Below are 22,286 nucleotides of genomic sequence, written 5' to 3' on the forward strand. Positions count from 1 at the left end.
TAAACTACACTTCCCCATCATTTTCACCCAGTGATATAATCTCGTAGTGGTGAAGAGTTCTTTTGTCTTCTGGTGGCAATTGCATATAATCCGCTCCGTAAATGGCTGTTAGATATTCTTTGTATTTGCAAGGAGAACAAAGTTTAAGATCTTCAAACTGTAATAGGACTGGTTCTCCAAAGTAATCACTCGGTACTATCTCTTTTAATTTGTAAGCTCCCGTATAATTTCCTGCATAAGCTTCATCAAACGAATATTTTTTTATCGTTTGTAAATATTTTTTCTGAGCCCATGTAAAGGAAATAATCTTCTCAATATTAACAGCATTCGCAAAAGCAATAATTATCTTTTCAATGAATGGTCGATTTTCTTTTTTCTGATTCACCAAACTATTGAATTGCGAGAGTTGAACCATCATCCTTGCGTACAAGTATCTCAAAGAATGAATTTTTTTCTTTAAAACATTAGAGGGCATACCATCCAACGGAAAAATATCTATCCACAAACTCTCTACCAATTCTTCTTTACTATAATTCATGATGATTTTTGTAGAATCATCTCGAATCACAGAGAAAGCTTTTTTATAGTTTAATGTATCTTCGCTTAAAAACTTGTAGTTTTCCGGCAAGACATTTGAAGCTATTTTTTTAAACTTTTCGTAATCTTCTCTCGGCATACCGATATCGATGTCATCATCCCAAGGTATGAAACCTTTATGACGTACCGCTCCTAACAAGGTCCCACCTAGAGCATAGTAGGTTAGGTTATTTTCTTCGCAAATATTAATAAACTCTTTCAAAATAGATAAAATCTTATCTTGAATGATTTTGATATCCGACATACTTTCCTCCTATATAAATAAATCGAAATTAAACCGTCGTCTCAGTCTATGCTCTTTTAAGTTCTCGTTAAATACTTCTTACCATTTCACTATACGATTTTTTCAAACGAACGTCCCCCTTGATCTTCATCGCTTTCATCAGAAAACTGATAATCCGAGTTTATTAAAACACCTACTAATATCCAAAAAATATTGTTATGAAGATAGAAATTCAAATCATCAATCATAGAGTGAAAACTCATTAATATCAAAATCAGAGCAAGAATCCACTGGCGTTTCTTAATGACTTTAAGTAGTGTCAAAGATAGAACTGAGACCATTAATCCCAGGATGAGTAGGCCAAATCTCTGTAAAATTTGGACATACAAATTGTCCACATACAGATAGGTCTGATAGTTTCTAACACCTTCAACAGTCAGACCATTCCCATTCCAGTAAACTGGTCGTCCAAAAAATCCAAAACCATAGAGATTTAAAGATTTATTAGCCAAGTATATCCGACCACCTAACATATGATTCACTTTAAAAAGAAGATCATTGATAAAAGAATGACTTGAATTGAGATAGGTAACGGAGACCCAAAAACTAATAACTGCATTTACAATAAAGGTTGGTTTAAAAACTTTAATCACATATCCTAACTTTGAAAATAGTTTCGGAAACCATTTTATTAACAAACTGCATGCCAGCAATACACAGGAACTATAAAATGTTAAACGAGAATCCGTTTGATCATATACCCAATAAACTGATAGAGCTAACAGTAGCCATTGCCAGTATTGGATTTTGTTTTGCTTTAAATAAAACACAATAGCAACTATATTCATCAGTAAAACCGAAGGAAATAGAGCATATCTAAAGCCTAGGTAGGCCCGTACCCGAGGACCAGAAATTTCTATATAGTTCGTTATTATTCCTAATCTTGCGCTTATGATAACAAAAAACAACAAGCACATACTAACGACTAATGAAGTTTTCGCCACCTTCTTAAAGGGAATATCTCGTAAAGCATAAATAAATAATATACTTACAGGAAGTTCTGAACTTAGAGATGTCATTTTCCCCACTATAAAATAAATTAAAATCGTTGCAAACAAACCAATGAGAGTTCTATAATCATATTTTCTCTTAAACGACTCTTTTATAACCAAAAGAAAGAGGGAAAAAGCTATCGCTAATTTATAAACTGTTCCAGGTAGATACCGAGCATAAAAAGTTACATTTAATATCGAAACCGTTAAAAATATCCCTAAAGCAACAAGAGCCAAAAGTTCTGGTACAGATTTTATTTTTAGTACTAATTTCATTCTTATTATTCATCCCTATCTAAAAACTCTGTCCATATTTTTTTCCAAAGAATTTTGCTTGTAAAAAGGACCTCCCTTTTTGAATCAAATCAATTTTTTCCATATAAATGAACGGAATCTCTTTTACCCGCAAATCTTGTTTTGCCAACCAAACATTGAACAAACGTTCACTGATACGACCAAATAATCTAGCGTCAAAAGCAGAATAATCTGTTATATCCAACCTTTTATATATTTCATCAACAATTGGGAATAACCATTCACAATAAGCCGCCACATTCTCTTTAGACATGATAAACATATTGAACATATACCCACTGCGTTGCTTCATTATACTATCAAATGTTTCAATGTATTCTGGGCTTATCTCACTTATGATCTGACGCGTCATATCTAAATGCTTAGCATCGTGAGTATGTGCATAGTGAGAGTATAGCGTTTCAATATAATATTTCCGTTTTTTAGGAACGATAACATCATAATTCGACATCAAGTTTTTCACTTCTGATTTTGAAAGAATAATATCATCCATACTGATTGCTTCGCTATATGAGTGTCGTTTTGATGTGAAATATCTACGGTAATGTACCAATCCAAGATAATCACATTCTAAATTTTTCCAAGCCCAATATAATCCTGTTAATTCACAATAATAAGGATTAAGGTGAGAAATATGAACTCCTTGATTATCTGGTTGATAACCTAAATCTTCCTTACCCTCACTACCAACTTGGATAGGGATGTACAAGTCCTTATCCTCTGGCATTTGAAATCGTTTATGTGTTGCAACTATGATTCTATACGTTTTAGACATTTCTATATCCTAATTCAATTCCCTTCATCCATAACTAGCTCAACTACCTTTTAATCAAAATTGTAATCATTCTCTATTAAAAAATATCCAACCAAAATAGATTATCACTAAAACTATCTTGACCCAAAAAGATAAAATTGAATACCAAAGATATCCTTTTTGTATTCAATTTTATCTTTATATATTTCACTTTATGCCGACTCAGTTTGAATTCTCAATGAGCTCCTTCACGGGATAACACTCTTCTAATGGTCAAAAAGAAGATTTTGATATCTAACCGTAAAGACTGATTTCTAGGATAATATAATTCCATCTCACAACGTTCAGGATAATATACTCCACTCCTACCAGAAACTTGCCATATCCCTGTAATCCCAGGACGAACAGACAATAAAGTTTCCTGTTCATCCTCGGTATATTCGTCTAGTTCATTTTCAAGAATTGGTCTTGGACCAATAAGACTCATATCACCTAGTAGTACATTTATAAACTGTGGAACCTCATCAATACTTGTTTTTCTTATAAAATCTCCAATATTTGTAAGTCGTGGATCCTCATTTGGTGGCAATTTATAGCTATTCTTTTTATACTTTTCATAGAGTTCCTTATTCGAAATCAGAATTTCTTCTGCATTCTCGACCATCGACCTAAACTTAATGATTTTAAATTTTTTCCCTCTGAGACCTGCTCTGCACTGTGTAAAAAATATACTTCCTTTGTAACCTTTCGTTTTATAGATTACAAAGATGACCAGAGAACAGGGTAAAACTATAAATACCGTTCCAAACAAGCCGATAAATACATCCATAGACCTTTTGAAGGCAATATAGATGATCTTGTTTTGTTTCACCTAAAACTCCCCCTTGTAATAATCCCCTTAGATAATTTTCCAACTACAAGATTCCCTACTTTTTCCCATAGTTTCCATATGCTCCATAGGAGCCATATTTTTCAACTGAAGTATTAAATTTATTTAGAACTACTCCTAGAAATGGTTTACTTGTTTGTTCGAGTTGTTCTTTAGCTTTTTGGACATCACGACGATTTGTTTCACCAGCCGCAGTTACTAAAACAGAAGCGTCACACTGCTGCGTGATAATCGCCGCATCGATAACAACTCCAATCGGGGCAGTATCTACAACGATGTAGTCAAAGTACTTACGTAAGGTATCAATCATGGTCGCAAAATTTTCACTTTGTAGCAAAGCTGTCGGGTTTGGGGATACAGAACCCGCTTGAATGACAAACAAATTTTCAACATTGGTTTCACATAAACCTTGTGATAGGTCTGTTGTACCTGACAAAAACTCTGTTAGACCTGTAATTTTTTCCCGTGATTTAAAGACACCTGACATGACTGAATTACGGATATCCGCATCAATCAACAGCGTCTTATAGCCCGCACGCGCGAAAGCCCAAGCAATATTGGTAGAAGTTGTTGATTTTCCTTCTCCTGGTTTGACAGATGTAATGGAAATCACTTTCAAGTTATTCCCACTCAATTGAATATTGGTGCGAAGGGCATTGTAGTATTCTTCTGCTTTTCTTGCCAAATCTAATTTTTTTTGTGCAATTTCTAACGTTGGCATTTTTCTCTCCTATTTCAATTTATCCAAATTTGGAACTACTCCCAATAGTGCAATTTGCATCACGTCCTCAATATCTTCTGGACGTTTCACTCGTGTATCTAAGAGCTCAACTAGGAGAACTGCGACAACCATCACAACCGCCCCCGCAAGGAATCCAACCATGGTATTGCGACGAATATTTGGTGAAGATGGCGATGTTGCAGGGCGTGCTTCTTCAAGTGTTGTCACATCCGAAACGCGAGTGACGCTGATGATCTTTTGAGCCGCAACCTCTCTCAAAGAGTTGGCGATACGGCTAGCTTCCTCAGGTGCACGGTCTGTAACAGAAATCGATACAATACGCGTATCCACTGGAACTGTTACCTTGATTTTACTAGCTAGACCTTTTGGAGGGAGTTCTAGTTTCAAATCAGTCGCAACCTTCTCTAAAACGTCTTGCGAGAGAATGATTTCGCGATAGTCTTTTACCAAGTAAGATCCTGCTTGCAAATCTTGGTTAGTCAAGCCAGGCTTATCTCCCTGATTACGATTGACCACATAAATTCGGGTCGTACTCGTAAACTCCGGCTTCACAATAAAACTACTGTAGGCAAATGCTACTATCCCTGTCACGAATGCTACCAAAGCAATTAACAATTTTCGCTTCCAAAGGATTTTAAGTAAGTGAAATACATCGATTTCCATCATATTTTGTTCTTTCATTTTTTCTCCTAAATCAATTGATCCATTATTATTTTTCGGGGATTATCCTTAAAAAGTTCCTTAGCCTTATCTTCACTGTATTTTTTGGCAATGATATCATAGGCTTCCTCCATATGAGGAGGTCTGTGATCCAAGTTGTGCATATCACTTGCTATCACGTGAACCAGATCTCGTTCCAAGAAATACTGGGCTCTCTTTTTCATAAATTTATAGGTTTCTCCGAAGAGTTTTGGTTTCAAAACATGAGAACTATTAATTTGAGTATAACATCCCATATCAATCAGCTCTCGCACGCGCTTTTCATTGTTTTCTAAAGCATCGTAACGTTCAATGTGGGCAATGATGGGTGTAATGCCTAACATTAGAATATTACTCAGCCCCTTATGCATATCCCGATAGGGTGTATTCATACTAAACTCAATCAAAGCATAGCGACTATCGTTGAGGGTCGGGATTAATTTCTTTTCTAACTTCTCAACAACATCTGGCGTATAGTAGATTTCTGCCCCATAGGCAATGATTAAGTTATCCGCAACTTCCTTAGCCATTTCTCGCACCTTTAGAAAGTTAGTCGCGATTTTTTCTTCAGGAGTTTCGAACATCCCTTTTCGTCTATGCGAAGTTGAAACGATTGTCCTCACTCCTTGACTGTAGGCCTCTCTAAGAAGTTTTTTACTTTCCTCTATCGACTTTGGACCATCGTCCACATCAAAAACGATGTGCGAATGAATATCGATCATGCTACTTGCCCTCCATCACATCATTGATAGCAGCTTTCGCAGCGGCCAAGCTACTTTCATCAATTTCCATCATGTAGAGGTTACTATCTGGCATAGCGTATGAAGGAAGATCCGTGCGTCCAGTTCCTTTCAAGTCTTGAGAGTTGACTTTGTAGTTCCCACCACTCTCCAATTGAGTATTAACCAGATCCATCATGGTTTCCAAAGGCATATTGGTCTGAAGAGAATCTTGCAATCCCTTGATGATGTTATCGTAGTTTTTTAAAGCCTCAGTTGACGTCAACTTCTGAATAATAGCTACAATAACCTTTTGTTGATTTCGACCACGGTCACGATCTCCATCTGCTAGAGAGTAGCGCTCACGGACAAAACCAAGAGCCTGCTCAGAGTCTAGATGAACATTCCCAACTGGGAAATGGAACTTCCCGTGTAAAGATGTGAAATCTTGGTCATTATAAACATCTACGCCACCTAAAAGGTCAATCAACTTCAAGAAAGAAGTGAAGTTCAAACGGACGTAGTAATTGATATCCACACCATATAGGTTTTCCAGGGTATGAATCGACGAGTCTACTCCATAAATCCCTGCATGGGTCAATTTGTCCTTTTGATTGTTTCCTCCATCCGCAATCGGAACATAGGAATCACGAGGAGTTGTAGTGAGAAGGATTTTTTTGGTATCACGGTTCACTGTCATCAAAATATTTACATCTGAACGCGAAACTGAACTAATCGGACCATAGGTATCAATACCACTCACATAAATATTGAAAGCTTTATTCTTCGATACCTTTGGTGCCGCAACATCCTTAGTTAATTGTTTTGTATAGATTTTTTTGATTTTTGAAGCATAATCTGGATACTCTACTTCAATGATATTTTCAAAGACACTATTTAAGACAATTGCTTTCGTTTCACCAGAAAGCAGACTCTTATAAGCTGCTAGGTAAGAAGTCGCTTTCTCAACTGTCAAGTCCTTACTCTGGCTGGTCTTAATATCTGCTAACAACTTTTGAATATTGTCATTGTCTGTCTCTGTTGGCCCCGTAACCGTATCCAGTTGAGTCACATTATTGATCTCACTATCTTTCAAAACGACCACACTGATTGAATACTCTGAGTAATTTGACGTCGAATTGATATGATTGGTAAAACCGACAAACTGTTGCAAAGCATAGAGAGAAACTGAACTAACTAAGATGGCAAGCGTCAAAAAGAAGACCGTAAACTTCTCAGCTTTTTTATAAACAATCAGCAGTAGTCCTACTAAAGCAGCTAATAAAATGAGAACTGCAGAAATAATATTCAAGTATTTAAAGGCTAAAATGTTGTGTCTAAAAATCAAGAACAGCAAAAAACCACCCAACAGTAGATAAATGGTTAATAAGACTATGTTAATATTTCGTTTCATGTTGCCAGAACGAGCTCTCTTTGAACGTCTACTCATGATAATCCCCTATACACGTTAATAGTTATAAATATTATATCACAATCATGATGGAAATTCCATCCATCCTTGCTATTTTCAGCGTTTTCATTCGCTTTTGTTCTCTTAAGTTGCTCTGAAATATAAGCAAAGTTCCGAATGCCATTCTGCACAAAAAGACAAGGCGCTCAGGGGCAACCTTGTCTGTAATCTTATTTTACGTGGTTTTCAAACTCTTTTTGACTCTTTTCGACAGCTTTTTTACTTTCTTCTTCCCACTTAGCCTTGGCTTCGTCAAATTGTTTCTTGGTAACAGGATCTTTTTGTAATCTCATGTACTTATAATTATTTCCGTCACCCTTGATACCTACTAGGGAGTAGGCACGTGTAAACGGAGTTACTTTAGTTACAGAGGCTGTACCGCCATTTGACATAGCAGACATGACCAGAGAATTGTCAATCATCCAAGCTTGAGCTTCAGCGTATTTTTCATAACGCTTAGCGACATCTTTGTTCTCTGCATCTGCTTCTTTCAGGAGTTGTGTATAGGTATCGAGCCCCAAACTCTTAATGAGCTCTTGGTCTTCCTTAGCATCAAGACCAAAAATTTTGAGATAGAAACCAGTTTCAGCATTGAAGGGATCTAGATAAGTTGATGGATCCTGGTAATCACCAACCCAACCATCAAAGTTTAGGTCGTAATCACGAGCTGCTGGATTTGGTGCTAGGAAGGCAACATTTCCAAAGTCATCTGTAGAAAGCTGTTGAACATCAATGACGATATTGTCAGAACCTAGTACTGTTTCAAGGGTTTGTTTAACCGAGTTCATACCAGAAACCGCATTTTTATTCGTCTGATCAACAGGGACATCCAAATGGATTGGGAAAGTCACGCCTTGGGCTTCCAATTCCTTTTTAGCTTCCGCAAATCTTGCTTGGGCCTTTTCCTTGTTAAAGTAGGCATCTTGAGCATCTGCCAAATTGATACCTGACCACTCAGTTCCGTAGTTCACAAGCTTAGAAGCTGTTACTTCTCCAAAGGTCTTATCTCCCACCTGGACAAATGTTGGAGGAACTAGAGTATTACGAAGGGTTTTGCTCGCTGCTTCTTCACCGTTAGATTGAGCAGAGTAGGCTGTTCGATCAATACCAAAGTTGATAGCTTGACGGAAATTTTTATTTAAGATAGCTGTTTGAGCTGATTTCTTTTGTTCATCCGTTGTTTTAGCGGTATGATTATAGGTTTTACGGTTGACGTTAAAGTTAAAGTACCAAGATGTCTTGTCTTGTAAACTATAGACGATATTGTCTTGGTATTTTTCTTTTGTCTTAGCATAGTTCGAACTATTTGGATAGACTCCTGCAATCGAGTAAGCACCACTTTCAAAGTTTCGAATGGTCATCTCCTGATCAGAGCCATCAAAGTAAGCTAACTTAACTTTTTCAATGGTTACTTTATCATGGTCATAATAGTGTGGATTCTTCACATACTCGATTGAAGATTTTGATGTAAAATCTTTTAACAAGTAAGGTCCATTGTAAAGGATGCTGTTTGGCGTCAAGGTTCCAAATTCTTTATCCTTTGATTTCAAAAACTCTTCGTTAACCGGGAAAAGGATACTATTGGTTGTCTTTGAGTTCCAGTATGGCTCTGGTCGAGTCAAAGTGTACTCAACCGTATAGTCATCCAAGGCTTTCACACCAACTGTTGTGAAGTCATTGGTCGCGCCTGTCACATAGTCATTCAATCCCTTGATAGAGTTTTGGATGAGATCCATGGCTTGACCCTTGTTGTCCGCAGCATACTTAATCCCAGTGACAAAGTCTTGAGCTTTGACTGGAGCGTACTCTTCTCCATCAGCAGTGTACCACTTGGCGTCTTTTCTGAGTTTATAGGTATAGGTTAAACCATCCGCCGAAACTGACCAATCTTCAGCTAGAGCTGGCGTTAGATTCCCATAGCTATCATTTTCTAGCAAACCATCCACAAGATTGGTAATCACTGAAGTGTTATCTGCATAATAGTCTAAAAGATAGTTAAACGTCGTCGGATTTGCACTAAATGTTGATGAGAAAGTGCTTGTATCAGTATTTGACTGTCCACAAGCTGTCAGTAAAATTCCTGTAGCTAGGACAAGTCCAGTTCCGATGAGTCTTTTTTTCATGTTCATCCTCTACTCCTTTATGTCACTTTTTATAACATAGCCATATTTTATCAAATTTATCCTAAATTGTAAAGTTTCCGACTCTTTTATAGATGAATGATGAACCTAGTCAAATAAAAAGAAAGGAAGCGCAAGCAATATGCACCTTCCTTTCTTATAGATTATTTAACGTGTTTTTCTAGCTCTTTTTGGTATTTGGCATTTGTTTCAATCTTTTCTTTCTGCCATTTCTTGAGAGCTTCTTCGTATTCTTTTGTAGTTACGACATCATTTTGCAATTCCAAACCTTTGAACACAAATGGGTCTCCCTTGATTCCGACTTGAGAGTATGCTTTTGTGAATGGCACAGTACGGCTAACAGTTGGAGAACCACCTGAAGAAGCAACTGGGATCAAGAGCGAACTATCCGATACCCAGGCTTGCGCTTTAGCGTATTTTTCGAAACGCTTATTGAGGTCGCTTGTTTCAGCTGCGGCATCATCCAAGAGTTTCTTGTATTCGTCTAGACCGACTTGAGCCATCACTTCTGGATCTTTTCCACGAGTGATACCCAAGTGTTTAAGGGCAGAACCCTTCTTAGCATCAAGAATGTTTAGGTAGGTAGCTGGGTCTTGATAGTCTGGTCCCCAACCAGTTCCATTCAAGTCGTAGTCTTTTTGTGCTGGAACCTTAGCTTGAGAAGTAATGCTCATTTTCTCATTATCGGTCATTTGAAGGACATCGACAATGACATTTTCAGTACCAAGTGATGATTCGATAGACTGCTTGAGTGAGTTGGTTTGTTGAACCGCGATTACATCTGTTTGTTCAACGGGGATATCCAAATGGATTGGGAAGGTAACACCCTTGGCTTGCAATTCTTCCTTGGCTTTAGCAAAGGCTGCCTTAGCTTTTTCAGGACTGTAAATCGTATCCTTGCCATCTGTAAGGGCTACATCTTTCCACTGGTCTCCATATGAAACGAGCTCTGCCTGTGCCAACTCTCCAAAGGTTTTTTCACCAACTTGAACGTAGTCATGAGGCACTAGGCTGTTACGGATAATCTTGTTCGCACCTTCTTCACCATTCAACTGAGCAGTGTATGAGTGACGGTCAAGGGCAAAGTTTAGCGCCTGACGGAAGTTCTTGTTAAGAAGAGCTTCTTTCGTTGATGTTTTTTGAGCTTCGTCTGTTTTGGCTGTTTTATTGTAAGATTGGCGGTTTACGTTAACAGTGAGGTAGTAGCTTGTCGCTTCTTGTGGACTGTAAACAATCTTATCACCGTACTCTTGTTTAGTTGACTCAAAATTTGAACTTGTTGGGAAGAGACGAGCTGTTGTATAGGCACCTTGTGTAAAGCTACGAATCAAAGATTCTTGGTCTGATCCATCGTAGAAAGTTAGTTTAATATTGTCAATCTTGACATTGTCCTTATCCCAGTAGTTTGGATTCTTTTCATATTCAATGACTGATTTTGAAGTCAATGATTTCAAGAAATAAGGACCATTATATAGGATACCTGATGGGGTTGGTGCACCGTAGTCGCTCCCTTTAGAATTCAAAAATTCTTCATTAACTGGAAGCATGGTTGCAGTTGTGACCTTAGAGTTCCAGAAACTTTCTGGTTTGTTGAGCGTGTATTCTACCGTGTAATCATCAACAGCCTTAACTCCTACGGTAGAGAAATCATTGCTCTCACCACTAACATACTCTGCCAAACCTTTGATAGAATCCTGAATCAAAGAAAGACCATCTGATTTTCCGTCAGCAGCATGTTTAAGCCCAGTAACAAAGTCTTTGGCCTTAACTTCAGCGTATTCTTCTCCATCAGAAGTATACCATTTTACACCCTTACGAAGTTTGTAGGTGTAAGTCAAACCATCCTTTGAAACAGACCAGTCTTCTGCAAGTGATGGAATTAAGTTCCCATACTTGTCATTTTCCAAAAGACCATCAACAACGTTTGCTATAACGTCAGAGGTTGAGCTCTTGCTCGTCACACTATAGTCCAAAGAAGATGGATCCATAGCGTAGACATAAGAGAATGTTTTGGGAGCATCCGCTTTCTTTTCACTTTGCCCACAAGCAGTTAACAGTAGAGCTGCACTCAAAACAGCACCTGCTCCTAAGAGCCACTTTTTCGATTTCATAAGTAATCTCCTTAAAGATAGTGTTTTCACCATTATACCCTATTTTTTCATAAAAGCAAGGACTTTCGACAGATTTTTTAGAAAATTCTAACAAATATTTTTTAAAGACTTTTCTATATATTTTTCAACAAAAGAACCCCAAGCATCAAAGGCTTGAGGTTCACTTATTTTAATCCGTTAGTTCCACACAGAAAGCATCCCATGGTGCCAAGGTTTGTTTTTCAACTGCTTCTTTAGCAGTAGTATTTTCAATCAAGATTGACTTAACTCTTCCTTCTACTGAAAAGTTTTGTTTTTCATTGGACAAGTTAGCTACAACTAAGAAGCGGTGCTCACCGTCCTTACGGATATAAGCAAAGATCTTGTCAGCTGTATCAAGCAATTCAAAGTCAGCTCGAATCAGCCAGCTGTTCTCCTTACGGATTTGAACGAGTTTTTGATAAGTATAGAAAATAGAATCTGGATTTGCCAGAGCTTCTTGAACGTTGATTTTTTCGTAGTTTGGATTAACTGCCAACCAAGGTTGACCTGTTGAGAAACCAGCGTTTTTGCTCTCATCCCACTGCATCGGGGTACGGGCATTATCACGTCCAATGACACGGATGCTGTCCATGATTTCTTCCATAGAAACACCTTTTTCAAGAGCTTCACGCGCATAGTTGAGGGATTCAATATCTTCTACTTGATCCAGTGTTTCAAATGGATAGTTGGTCATCCCAATCTCCTCACCTTGGTAGATATAGGGAGTCCCTCTCATAAGATGAAGCAAGATTGCAAAGGCTTTGGCAGATTTTTCGCGATATTCTTGGTCATTTCCCCAGATAGAGACGATACGAGGGAGGTCATGGTTATTCCAGAAGAGGGAATTCCAGCCATCTTCAACTCCCAGCTCTGTCTGCCATTTGTTGAAAATCTCTTTTAACTTCCCTACATTTAACTCTTTTTGGTAGTGCCACTTAGGTTGCCCTTCCTGATATTGAAGACAGATGTGTTCAAACTGGAATACCATAGACAATTCTTGTCCCTTTGGATCCGAGTAGAGCTTAGCAATCTCTGGCGTTGCACCCCAGGTCTCTCCTACTGTCAAGAGATCTTTGTCACCAAAGGTGGCTTGGTTCATCTCCTTGAGATAGGGATGGAGCATAGGACCGTTATTGACTACTTTCTCATCAGGAATTTTCCCAATCATGTCAATGACATCCATACGGAAACCACCAATACCTTTATCAATCCAGAAGTTCATCATCTCATAAATTTTCTGGCGCAGTTTTTCATTCTCCCAGTTGAGATCGGGCTGTTTCTTGCTAAAAAAGTGGAGATAGTATTGACCCGACTTTTCATCGTATTCCCAAGCAGATCCACTAAAGATAGACTCCAAATCATTGGGCTCATCTCGCCAGATATAGTAGTCTCGTTCGGGGCTGTCAGGATTTTCACATGCCTCGACAAACCAGGCGTGTTCATCCGAGGTATGATTGACCACCAAGTCCATGATAATTCGAATGTCACGCTTCTTAGCTTCTGCGATGAGTTGATCCATGTCCTCCATAGTCCCGAAAATAGCAGCAATCGCTTGATAATCAGCAATATCGTAGCCATTATCATCCATCGGACTGTCATAAACAGGAGAAAGCCAAATAGCTGTAATCCCTAACTTAGCTAGATAGTCTAACTTACTCGTAATTCCTGGCAAATCACCAATTCCATCTCCATTACTATCCATAAAACTCTTGGGATAGACTTGATAGACTACGGCATTGTGCCACCATTTTTCTTGCATCTTCTTACCTCATTATTTTAATAATCTATAGTCTATGATAGCGCTTTTTTAAACTTAGTGCAAGCGTTTGCCTAATCTTTTTGATTTCTTTTTTGACTCCGTAGTTTCCTATCTTCCAATTTTTTATTATAATAGAGGTCAGAGGTAAAAAAATGAAAAAACAAGCTTTTAGTTCTGAACAATATTTGAATCTACAGCGCGACCACATTTTGGAGCGCATTAACCAATTTGACGGCAAGCTCTACTTGGAGTTTGGTGGCAAAATGTTAGAAGATTTCCACGCTGCTCGTGTCCTTCCTGGTTATGAGCCTGACAATAAAATCAAGCTCTTGCAAGAATTGAAAGAGCAGGTTGAAGTTGTGATCGCCATTAACGCAAGCAACATCGAGCATTCCAAAGCGCGTGGTGACCTAGGCATTTCTTATGACCAAGAAGTTCTTCGCTTGATTGACAAATTCAATGAACTGGGAATTTTTGTTGGTTCGGTTGTCATCACACAATACGCAGGACAACCCGCTGCAGATGCCTTCCGCAACCAGTTAGATAAAAACGGGATTGATTCCTATCTTCATTATCCAATCAAAGGATACCCGACGGATATGGATCACATTATTTCTCCCGAAGGCATGGGGAAAAACGACTACATCAAAACCAGTCGCAACTTGATCGTCGTAACAGCTCCTGGACCTGGTTCTGGAAAATTGGCCACTTGTATGTCCAATATGTACCACGACCAACTTAATGGCATCAAGTCTGGTTACGCTAAGTTTGAAACCTTCCCAGTTTGGAATCTTCCCCTTCATCATCCGGTCAACTTGGCCTACGAGGCTGCAACCGCAGACCTTGATGATGTCAACATGATTGACCCCTTCCATCTTCAAACTTACGGAGAAACTACTGTCAATTACAACCGTGATATCGAAATCTTCCCAGTACTCAAACGTATGTTGGAACGCATTCTCGGTGAATCTCCATACGCTTCACCAACAGACATGGGTGTCAACATGGTTGGTTTCGCTATTACAGATGATGAAGCTGCTGTCGAAGCTTCTAAACAAGAAATCATCCGTCGCTACTATCAAACTGTTCTTGATTTTAAAGCTGAAAAAGTCGGAGAAACTGCTGTCAAGAAGATTGAACTTCTCATGAACGACCTCGGCATCATACCTGCAGACCGTAAGGTTGCTGTCGCTGCACGCCAAAAAGCAGAAGAAACTGGTGGCCCTGCCCTAGCCCTTGAATTGCCAAATGGGGAAATCGTGACTGGTAAAAACTCTGAACTCTTTGGTCCTACAGCTGCTGCCTTGATCAATGCCATCAAAAAATCAGCTAACATCGCTAAGGAAGTGAAACTCATCGAGCCTGAAGTCGTCAAACCAATTCAAGGTCTTAAAATCAATCATCTCGGTAGTCGCAATCCTCGCCTCCACTCAAATGAAATCCTGATTGCACTTGCAATCACAGCTATGGAAAATCCTGATGCTGCGCGTGCCATGGAAGAACTTGGGAATCTCAAAGGAAGCGAAGCTCATTCAACCATCATCTTGACCGATGAAGACAAGAACGTCCTTCGCAAGCTAGGCATCAACGTAACCTTTGACCCATACTACCAATACGATCGCTTGTATCGGAAGTAATTAAACGAGGCTGGACAAAACTCAATTTGAGAGAAAAATCCAGTAAATCTTTACATAATAAAAAAATCAAACGCATAATATCAAGTCTTTTGGACACTTGGTATTATGCGTTTTTATGATTTTCCATTCTCATTTATTTCAATGAAATTGTCAACTCGACAGAGGCTCCTCCTTGGTCTGGATTGAGCAGGGTCAGACGACCACCATGCAAGAGAGCTACCTGCTTAGAAAAGGCTAAGCCGATACCATGATGGGGATTAGTTGAATTGCGGCTTTGGTCACTCTGGTAAAAGAGCATTTCTGCTCCCAGCAGCATCTCCTCAGAAAATGCAGGGCCATTGTTCCAGATAGCAAAAATCAACTGGTCCTGCTGCACTGATACCGTTAGCTTGACTTCCTTTTGGTCCTGATTAGCATGTTCAAGCGCATTCAGTAAGATATTGAGCAAAGCCCGCTTGAGATAGTCCAAATGAATGGACAATCTCAAGCTAAGATCACAATCTTCTTGGAGATAAAAATGATAGCTTTCCTGTTTGCTGAACAGTGCCCAATCATCCTGTAGATAAGCCAAAAAATCCCCTAAGGAAAGCTGACTGAACTGATTAGAATCAATCTGAAAAGTCTTAGCGTAATCAATCAAAGAGCCACAATACTCTTCCATCTTGTGACTGGCCTGCAAAATCTCAGAAGCATAGTCTGCCTGTGGCTGGCCTAACTGCGCCAATTCCAAGAGTTCAGCATTCCCCTTAATTACAGTTAGGGGCGTCTTCAAATCGTGCGATGTCGCTGATAGCTGTAAAATCAACTCCTGATTATGCTGCTGCTCTCTTTCTAGAAGATGAGCATTTTCTTGGTGGCTGCTCCGTAAATCGCTATAAACTTCTAGCATTTCCTCAATCCGAAAAAGCTGACTTTGATTTTCTTCTAAAAGCTTCTCGCTCTTTAGCATTTTTATTTCCCTGTCGATTTTTCGGAGCAATTTCAAAATATGATAAAAAGTAATCAGCAGCAAGCTCCCTGCCCAGAAGAACAAGGTGAAAAGAACGTAATCACTTCCTTGCGTAAATTCATAGCCTATAAGCACAAAAATCAAAACATGAAAAAAGACGATTTTCAAGCTAGTTGTCCAGACTAGGCTTTTGAAATTTCGGGTTCTAATTGCCATCTATAGCCTACTCCTCTCACTGTTGCGATTGCTTGCAGACCTTCTTGTTTGCATTTTTGGCGAATCTGATATACGTATTCTGAGATAGAGCGAAGCTGTGTTTCTGAGCTTTCTGGGTAAAGCAAGGTATGCAGGCGTTCAGCTGAAAAGGTCTGCTTGGGATTGCTAGCTAGTAAATGTAGCAACTTAAACTCTCGCTCTGAGAATTTCAATACTTTACCAAAACAGATAATTTCATAGCGCTCTGGATAAAATTGACAAGAAGCAATTTCAGAATATCGCTCCTCCCGTCTTTCCTCCCGCCGAAGATGCGCCCTGACACGCGCCAGCAATTCGTTGGTCCCAAAAGGCTTGACAACATAGTCATCTGCTCCGCGAAAGAGCCCTTCCACCTTGTCCGCCTCCAATTCCTTGGCCGTCAAAAATATGATGGGACACGAAAGATGAGGACGAATGTAGGAGCACAGCTCAAAACCATTAACAGGCTCCATCATCACATCTAGCAAAATCAAGTCATATCCGACAAAATGCGTCAGCTCTAGCTCTTCTATTCGATCAAGCGTCGTCACATCATAAGCATCGAGCTCTAGGACATTTTTCACCAGCTTCAAAATGCTCCGGTCGTCATCAACCACCAAAATACGATACTGTCTCATGATTTCCATTATAGCATACCTCTAGCGAACATCTCGTTTCAAGGTCAAGAATATAGCAGAGCTCCAAATCAAAGCTAGCCAGAACAGCTGTATTCCCAACCCTGATAGATCTATTGAATGCTGAAGCCCTTCATACTCAAAAAGATTTAGCGTAGCCAGATCGGGCAGGTACTTTGCTTCTTTGATAAAAGTTGTCAATAAACGGCTAAGACCAATCAAGAGAGGAAATAGCACCGACACCGGCACAACCCAAGATTGAAAGAGCAAAGCGAGGCCAGCAGCTAAAAGAGCCAGAAAAAGATTGCTGAGAAGACCAAAAGAGCTGTAATAGAGGAATTTCCCCAGTAAGGGCCAGCTAAAGTCTAGGTCAAATCGAGCCAGCATAACAAAGAAACAGCTGCCTATCATGACACTGTAGAGAACCAAGAGCAGAACGGCCAGAAAAAGGAATTTCCCAGCCAACCAAGCCTTTCTATTTGATACGGTTAGAAAATTCGTTCGCATCCCAGACTTGACAAACTCCTGGGCAAAATAGAGGGAAGTAAAGATGACGATGACAGGCTGCGCCAGATAGAGAGCATGCAAAGCTTCACTCAGAGCCTTTGTCTGGCCAACTGCTGTCTGACTGTAGTCAAGATTCATCAGAAAAAAAGGAACGACTACCAGAGCCACAAAGGCGGCACCAAGAACGAGATAGTAAGAACGAAACTTAATCCATTCACTTTTAAGCAGAGCTTTTATCATCAGTAGCGTCCTCCTAAATCCGTCTTCAAAAAGCGCAGAGAGGCCATGACGCCGATAACTAGCAACCATACGCTTAGTATCAAGAGTCCTTGCAAGGGATTGTTGGCATATTGGGAAGTCGGCGTTGCAACAAATAACTCTCCTGCGGGCTGGGGCAGATAAGCTCCCCAACTCGTGTGAGCAGCTAGGTAGTTTCCTAAATTATAGATTTGGGGTACGAGAAAAAGCAGAGGAACTAGCATGGTCCGAGCCAATAAACCTAACAAAAACGAAAGGATTCCCAATAAGGTTAGAGATAAGGTTTTCCACAAAATCAAACTCCAAGCTGCCTGATTGAGCAAAATCGGATCAAGCCCTTCCTTTCCTAAAGCCAGATGCATGACCATATAACTAAAGTAGATTGATAAAAAGCTAGTGGCAAGAGAAAAGCAAGCAAAGGTCATGAGTTTCCCCACAAGCAACTTCAGGCGGTTATTACAAGCCAATAGACTGGTTCGCAAGCTATGAGACTGAAATTCCGTTGCTCCCAAAATTCCAGCTAAGATGACTAAAACCATACCACCCATAGAAGCGCCATTAAGACCTAGATATTCAAGCGGATCAATAGCTTCTGCCAGACCGGGAACCGTCTCAGGGGTCGCATCTAAACCGATAGACAGATACTGACGTCCCTCTAGCCATGACACAACAGGTACCAATAACAGCATAAAGACCACACTTACCCTGAAAGCCTTGGTTGATTGGATTTTCAACCACTCTGAATGCAATAAAGACATCGTCTCTTTCATCTTAAACCTCCTCTGTTAATTCGAAGAAGAGCTCTTCTAAACTATCTGTTCCTTGTAATACATCTTCTAGCGTCCCCTGTTCGATAATTTGCCCATGATGAATCAAGACTACATCATCTGTTACCATTTGTACCTCAGACAGGATATGAGAGGATAGAAGGACGGTTTTCCCAAAATCAGCCTGCTGGCGAATGAACTTTCTAAACCACTTAATCCCACTTGGATCCAGTCCATTGGTCGGCTCATCTAATATTAAAAACTGGGGATCACCTAGTAAAGCTACTGCCAACCCCAGGCGCTGCCCCTCTCCTAGAGACAGGCTTGATAAGAAATCCTTTTTCTTATGAGCGATCCCAGTCATATCCAATACCTCATCAATCCGAAACTTCGGAATAGCATTACTTGCAGCAATAATATGCAGATGGTCGTAAACCTTTCTATTTGGCAGACCTCCAATACCGTCAAAAGCTGCACCTACTGTTTTGAGAGGATAAATCATTGACTGATAGGTTTGTCCATCAAAAGTCGCAGTTCCCGCTGTCGCCCGATCTAAGCCCAAGAGAATCCTCAAGGTCGAGCTTTTTCCTGCACCATTATGTCCTAGAAAAGCCGTAATGCGACCACTCCTAGCTGTAAAAGAAATATCCTTTAAAATTTGCTTGTCTCCATATTTTTTAGAAACACGATCAATTTTTACAATATGTTCCATACTGAACTCCTTTATCTTTATTTTCTCCAGTATACCCAATCTAGTTCAGAATTAGTTCAGAGATTAAACAGAAATTTCAGAAAAAGTTGATCCACTTTTCAAAAGTCACCTTAGTTCCACTAGAAAAACTAAACTTTTCTTTCACAAGGTATTCTTCTCTCCATTCTTTCTTTATAATTCTGAGGTTTATGTATAGAGACTTTATTATCATTCTAGTACCAAAAAGTCATTTATCAAACCCCATCAACAGCACCCTTTATGATATAATGAAAGAAGAAAACTGAAAGGATTTACCATGTCAAAAGAAGTTATTGTTGAAAGTTTTGAACTTGACCACACCATTGTTAAAGCACCCTATGTTCGCTTGATTGGAGAAGAAACAGGTCCAAAGGGAGATGTCATCTCCAACTTTGATATTCGCTTGGTACAACCAAACGAAGACTCAATCCCTACTGCTGGGCTTCACACCATTGAGCACCTCTTGGCCAAACTCATCCGTACCCGCATTGACGGTATGATTGACTGTTCGCCGTTTGGTTGCCGTACAGGCTTCCACATGATTATGTGGGGACGCCATACCAGTGCTGAAATCGCTGCTGTTATCAAGGATTCGCTCAAGGAAATTGCTGAGACTACCACTTGGGAAGATGTCCCTGGAACAACCATCGAATCTTGCGGAAACTACAAGGACCACAGCCTCTTTTCTGCTAAAGAATGGGCAAAACTCATCCTGGAACAAGGAATCTCAGATGATGCCTTTGAACGCCATATCATCTAAACAAAACAAAGGAACCAGCTTTTTAGCTAGTTCCTTCTTTTTTTTATTCTCAAAATCTTGAGTTAGGCTTTTTCTCGAATGACCAAGACACCATCTTCCATATCTGCTTCCAGATGTTTGGCATCTAGGTGATCCAAGTGGAAGTCCGTCACCTTATCACGGATTTGTTGTTCAACTACACGACGGAGAGGACGAACACCCATGACTTCGTCATAGCCTTCTTCTGTGATAAAGTCCTTAGCTGCTTGACTGACTTCCAAATCAATGTCTTTCTTAGCCAAGGTTTGGTTGACTTCAGCCAACATCAAGTCCACAATCTTAGAAAGATCTTCCTTATTTAAGTGTGAGAACTCGATAACTGCGTTAAAGCGGTTAAGGAACTCTGGACGGAAGAACGGTTTCAAGCGGTCCATCAATTCTGGTTTGTCCGCATCTTCTGTCAAATTGGCTTCATAGCCAAATCCAGCATTTGATGTCGCGATAATGACAGTGTTCTTGAAGTTCACTGTATTTCCTTGACCATCAGTCAAACGACCATCATCCAAGACTTGGAGGAGAAGGGTGATTACTTGAGGATCAGCCTTTTCAATTTCGTCCAAGAGAATGATAGAGTATGGATTACGACGAACTCGTTCTGTCAAGGTATTGCTATTGTCATCATACCCCACATAACCTGCTGTTGTACCGATTAACTTAGAAACAGCTGTGCGGTCACTGTATTCAGACATATCCAAACGGATAATTGCGTCCTTGGTTCCAAACATATCGAGCGCCAATTGCTTAGCAAGCTCCGTCTTACCAACCCCAGTTGGACCTACAAAGAGGAAGCTGCCGATTGGGCGATTGCCTTCATCAAAACCAGCACGGTTACGACGGATAGCACGAGCCACTGCTTCTACTGCCTTATCTTGGCCGATAACCTTGTGTTCCAAACGATGAGCCATATCCTTGAGACGTTCGATGTCTGACGCTCCCATTTGTGATACTGGAATACCTGTCATTCGTTCCACAGATTCAGCCACATCGTTGACAGTGGCAGTCACTTTCATATCTTCTGTGTGGTTTTCGACTTTTTTCTCTAATTCTGCAATGCGAGTTTTAGCATTGAGAGCTGCTTCAAAGTCTTCTGCCTCAACTGCTTTTTCTTGCTTGTCTTTTTCTGCCTCAATTTCCCGTTCAACAGCATGCACATCTGTTACAGGATGTTGAGCTGCCAAGTGAGCAGCCGTTACGTCTACAAGGTCAATAGCCTTATCTGGCAAGCTACGTTGAGGAATGTATTGGATAGAATAATCCACTGCTGCTTTCAAGACTTCGTCTGGCAAGATGACATTGTGGTGTTGTTGATAGAGGTCACGAATCCCTTGAAGGATTTTAAAGGTATCCTCTGCTGAAGGAGCATTGACCTTGACTTCGTTGAAACGACGAGCAAGAGCTGCATTTTTCAAGATGGTGTTACGGTATTCGTCTTGAGTTGTCGCTCCAATAACGGTCAATTCACCACGAGAGAGAGCTGGCTTGAGAATGTCCGCAAGCCCTTTAGAACCACTGTCTCCTCCGATTGAGCCAGCGCCAAGGATTTGGTGAATTTCATCAAAGAAGAGGATAATATTCCCTGCTTCTTTTACTTCATTGACTAGATTTTGAACGTTTTCTTCAAAGCTACCACGGTATTGAGTACCAGCCTCAAGACCTGAGATATCAATAGAAATAATTTCCTTGTTCTTGATGGCAGCCGGAACATCTCCATTCACAATCGCTTGTGCTAGACCTTCTACAACGGCTGTCTTACCAACACCTGCATCTCCGACCAGAACAGGATTATTTTTCGTACGACGTGAGAGGATTTCAGATGTTTCTTGAATTTCCTTGTTTCGTCCGATAACAGGATCCAACTTGCCCTCACGAGCTTCTGCGGTCAAGTTACGACCTAGTTTAGCAAGGACACCATCTTGTTTCATACCTGAAGCGTGTTGTTGCATTTGCACATCAGATTCTGCATTTCCTGGCAATTGACCAGTTGCACGATAGTGAGCAAATTCCTCAGGTGTCACTTCACGTCCATTAATCAAGTAGCGACGATTTTCAGAACTATATCCTCGCATACCTCCCATCAATTGGTTAAATAAATCATCCATGTTGTTAAAGTTATTAAAGTTGTTGTTCATATTCTTTACCTCGTTTATTCTTAATTATATGCGATCTCTGATATTGACTATCTTTGACCTTTGTTTTAAAAATTTTAGACTAGCTAACTAGCTACCCTACGTATAATTTCTGGTTTTTCTTTCTTAAATAAGCCTTTTATCATCTTCT

Annotated in this window: 19 protein-coding genes; 2 read left to right on the forward strand and 17 right to left on the reverse strand. The window is 39.9% G+C overall.

The features are described 5' to 3' along the window. Window positions 1–4 precede the first annotated feature (4 nt). The 11 genes from M1F65_RS05755 to M1F65_RS05805 form a co-directional block, all read right to left on the reverse strand. Window positions 5–841: a LicD family protein gene (locus tag M1F65_RS05755; RefSeq protein WP_042902867.1), complete on the reverse strand. Its 837-nt coding sequence runs from the start codon at window positions 839–841 to the stop codon at window positions 5–7. Between the two features lie 89 nt (window positions 842–930). After that, window positions 931–2,148, reverse strand: coding sequence for a polymerase (locus tag M1F65_RS05760; protein ID WP_084945101.1), 1,218 nt, complete (start codon window positions 2,146–2,148; stop codon window positions 931–933). A 19-nt stretch (window positions 2,149–2,167) separates the two neighbouring features. After that, window positions 2,168–2,962 (reverse strand): DUF4422 domain-containing protein, encoded by a 795-nt coding sequence (locus tag M1F65_RS05765; RefSeq protein ID WP_042902868.1) that lies wholly within the window; start codon window positions 2,960–2,962, stop codon window positions 2,168–2,170. Between the two features lie 214 nt (window positions 2,963–3,176). Beyond that, on the reverse strand, window positions 3,177–3,770 hold the full coding sequence (locus tag M1F65_RS05770) for a sugar transferase (protein WP_282184205.1): 594 nt from the start codon (window positions 3,768–3,770) through the stop codon (window positions 3,177–3,179). A 97-nt stretch (window positions 3,771–3,867) separates the two neighbouring features. Continuing rightward, window positions 3,868–4,551, reverse strand: a complete 684-nt coding sequence (locus M1F65_RS05775) for a tyrosine-protein kinase (RefSeq protein ID WP_247925620.1) — start codon at window positions 4,549–4,551, stop codon at window positions 3,868–3,870. Window positions 4,552–4,560: 9 nt separating this feature from the next. Next, window positions 4,561–5,253: a capsular polysaccharide biosynthesis protein CpsC gene (cpsC, locus tag M1F65_RS05780; protein ID WP_049504884.1), complete on the reverse strand. Its 693-nt coding sequence runs from the start codon at window positions 5,251–5,253 to the stop codon at window positions 4,561–4,563. 8 nt (window positions 5,254–5,261) lie between these two features. Further along, window positions 5,262–5,993 carry a capsular polysaccharide biosynthesis protein Cps4B gene (gene cps4B / locus M1F65_RS05785; RefSeq protein ID WP_247925621.1) on the reverse strand — a complete coding sequence of 244 codons (732 nt, stop codon included), beginning with the start codon at window positions 5,991–5,993 and terminating at the stop codon, window positions 5,262–5,264. Between the two features lies 1 nt (window position 5,994). Beyond that, the gene (cpsA, locus tag M1F65_RS05790) at window positions 5,995–7,440 is read right to left on the reverse strand and encodes an LCP family glycopolymer transferase CpsA (RefSeq protein WP_084944310.1); all 1,446 of its coding nucleotides are present in this window, start codon (window positions 7,438–7,440) and stop codon (window positions 5,995–5,997) included. A gap of 191 nt (window positions 7,441–7,631) precedes the next feature. Beyond that, on the reverse strand, window positions 7,632–9,590 hold the full coding sequence (locus M1F65_RS05795; protein ID WP_247925622.1) for a peptide ABC transporter substrate-binding protein: 1,959 nt from the start codon (window positions 9,588–9,590) through the stop codon (window positions 7,632–7,634). 155 nt (window positions 9,591–9,745) lie between these two features. Beyond that, the gene (locus M1F65_RS05800) at window positions 9,746–11,713 is read right to left on the reverse strand and encodes a peptide ABC transporter substrate-binding protein (protein WP_070696707.1); all 1,968 of its coding nucleotides are present in this window, start codon (window positions 11,711–11,713) and stop codon (window positions 9,746–9,748) included. Between the two features lie 169 nt (window positions 11,714–11,882). After that, complete coding sequence (locus tag M1F65_RS05805) at window positions 11,883–13,493, reverse strand: glycoside hydrolase family 13 protein (protein ID WP_049479881.1); 1,611 nt, start codon at window positions 13,491–13,493, stop codon at window positions 11,883–11,885. Window positions 13,494–13,645: 152 nt separating this feature from the next. On the opposite strand from M1F65_RS05805, the gene M1F65_RS05810 reads away from it, so the two are divergent. After that, complete coding sequence (locus M1F65_RS05810) at window positions 13,646–15,130, forward strand: DUF1846 domain-containing protein (RefSeq protein ID WP_000743588.1); 1,485 nt, start codon at window positions 13,646–13,648, stop codon at window positions 15,128–15,130. 133 nt (window positions 15,131–15,263) lie between these two features. Here the strand turns inward: M1F65_RS05810 and M1F65_RS05815 are convergent, their stop codons facing one another. Genes M1F65_RS05815 through M1F65_RS05835 form a run of 5 tightly spaced genes read right to left on the reverse strand, consistent with a single transcriptional unit; the run spans window position 15,264 to window position 19,192 of the window. After that, entirely contained in the window at window positions 15,264–16,295 is a 1,032-nt protein-coding gene (locus tag M1F65_RS05815) for a sensor histidine kinase (RefSeq protein ID WP_247925623.1), read from the reverse strand. Then, window positions 16,262–16,960, reverse strand: coding sequence for a response regulator transcription factor (locus tag M1F65_RS05820; protein WP_000404923.1), 699 nt, complete (start codon window positions 16,958–16,960; stop codon window positions 16,262–16,264). The genes M1F65_RS05815 and M1F65_RS05820 overlap by 34 nt, the downstream gene beginning before the upstream one ends. A gap of 12 nt (window positions 16,961–16,972) precedes the next feature. Beyond that, window positions 16,973–17,695: an ABC transporter permease gene (locus M1F65_RS05825; protein WP_247925624.1), complete on the reverse strand. Its 723-nt coding sequence runs from the start codon at window positions 17,693–17,695 to the stop codon at window positions 16,973–16,975. Continuing rightward, window positions 17,695–18,483 (reverse strand): lantibiotic ABC transporter permease, encoded by a 789-nt coding sequence (locus M1F65_RS05830; RefSeq protein WP_216728560.1) that lies wholly within the window; start codon window positions 18,481–18,483, stop codon window positions 17,695–17,697. The genes M1F65_RS05825 and M1F65_RS05830 overlap by 1 nt, the downstream gene beginning before the upstream one ends. A gap of 1 nt (window position 18,484) precedes the next feature. After that, window positions 18,485–19,192, reverse strand: a complete 708-nt coding sequence (locus tag M1F65_RS05835) for an ABC transporter ATP-binding protein (RefSeq protein WP_247925625.1) — start codon at window positions 19,190–19,192, stop codon at window positions 18,485–18,487. A gap of 295 nt (window positions 19,193–19,487) precedes the next feature. On the opposite strand from M1F65_RS05835, the gene M1F65_RS05840 reads away from it, so the two are divergent. Continuing rightward, window positions 19,488–19,970: an S-ribosylhomocysteine lyase gene (locus tag M1F65_RS05840; RefSeq protein WP_000032556.1), complete on the forward strand. Its 483-nt coding sequence runs from the start codon at window positions 19,488–19,490 to the stop codon at window positions 19,968–19,970. 62 nt (window positions 19,971–20,032) lie between these two features. Here M1F65_RS05840 and M1F65_RS05845 read toward each other — a convergent pair whose 3' ends face one another. Next, window positions 20,033–22,138 carry an ATP-dependent Clp protease ATP-binding subunit gene (locus M1F65_RS05845; RefSeq protein WP_132972345.1) on the reverse strand — a complete coding sequence of 702 codons (2,106 nt, stop codon included), beginning with the start codon at window positions 22,136–22,138 and terminating at the stop codon, window positions 20,033–20,035. Between the last annotated feature and the right edge of the window lie 148 nt (window positions 22,139–22,286).

This window comes from Streptococcus oralis (genome assembly GCF_023109195.1).
GTDB lineage: Bacteria > Bacillota > Bacilli > Lactobacillales > Streptococcaceae > Streptococcus > Streptococcus oralis_BV.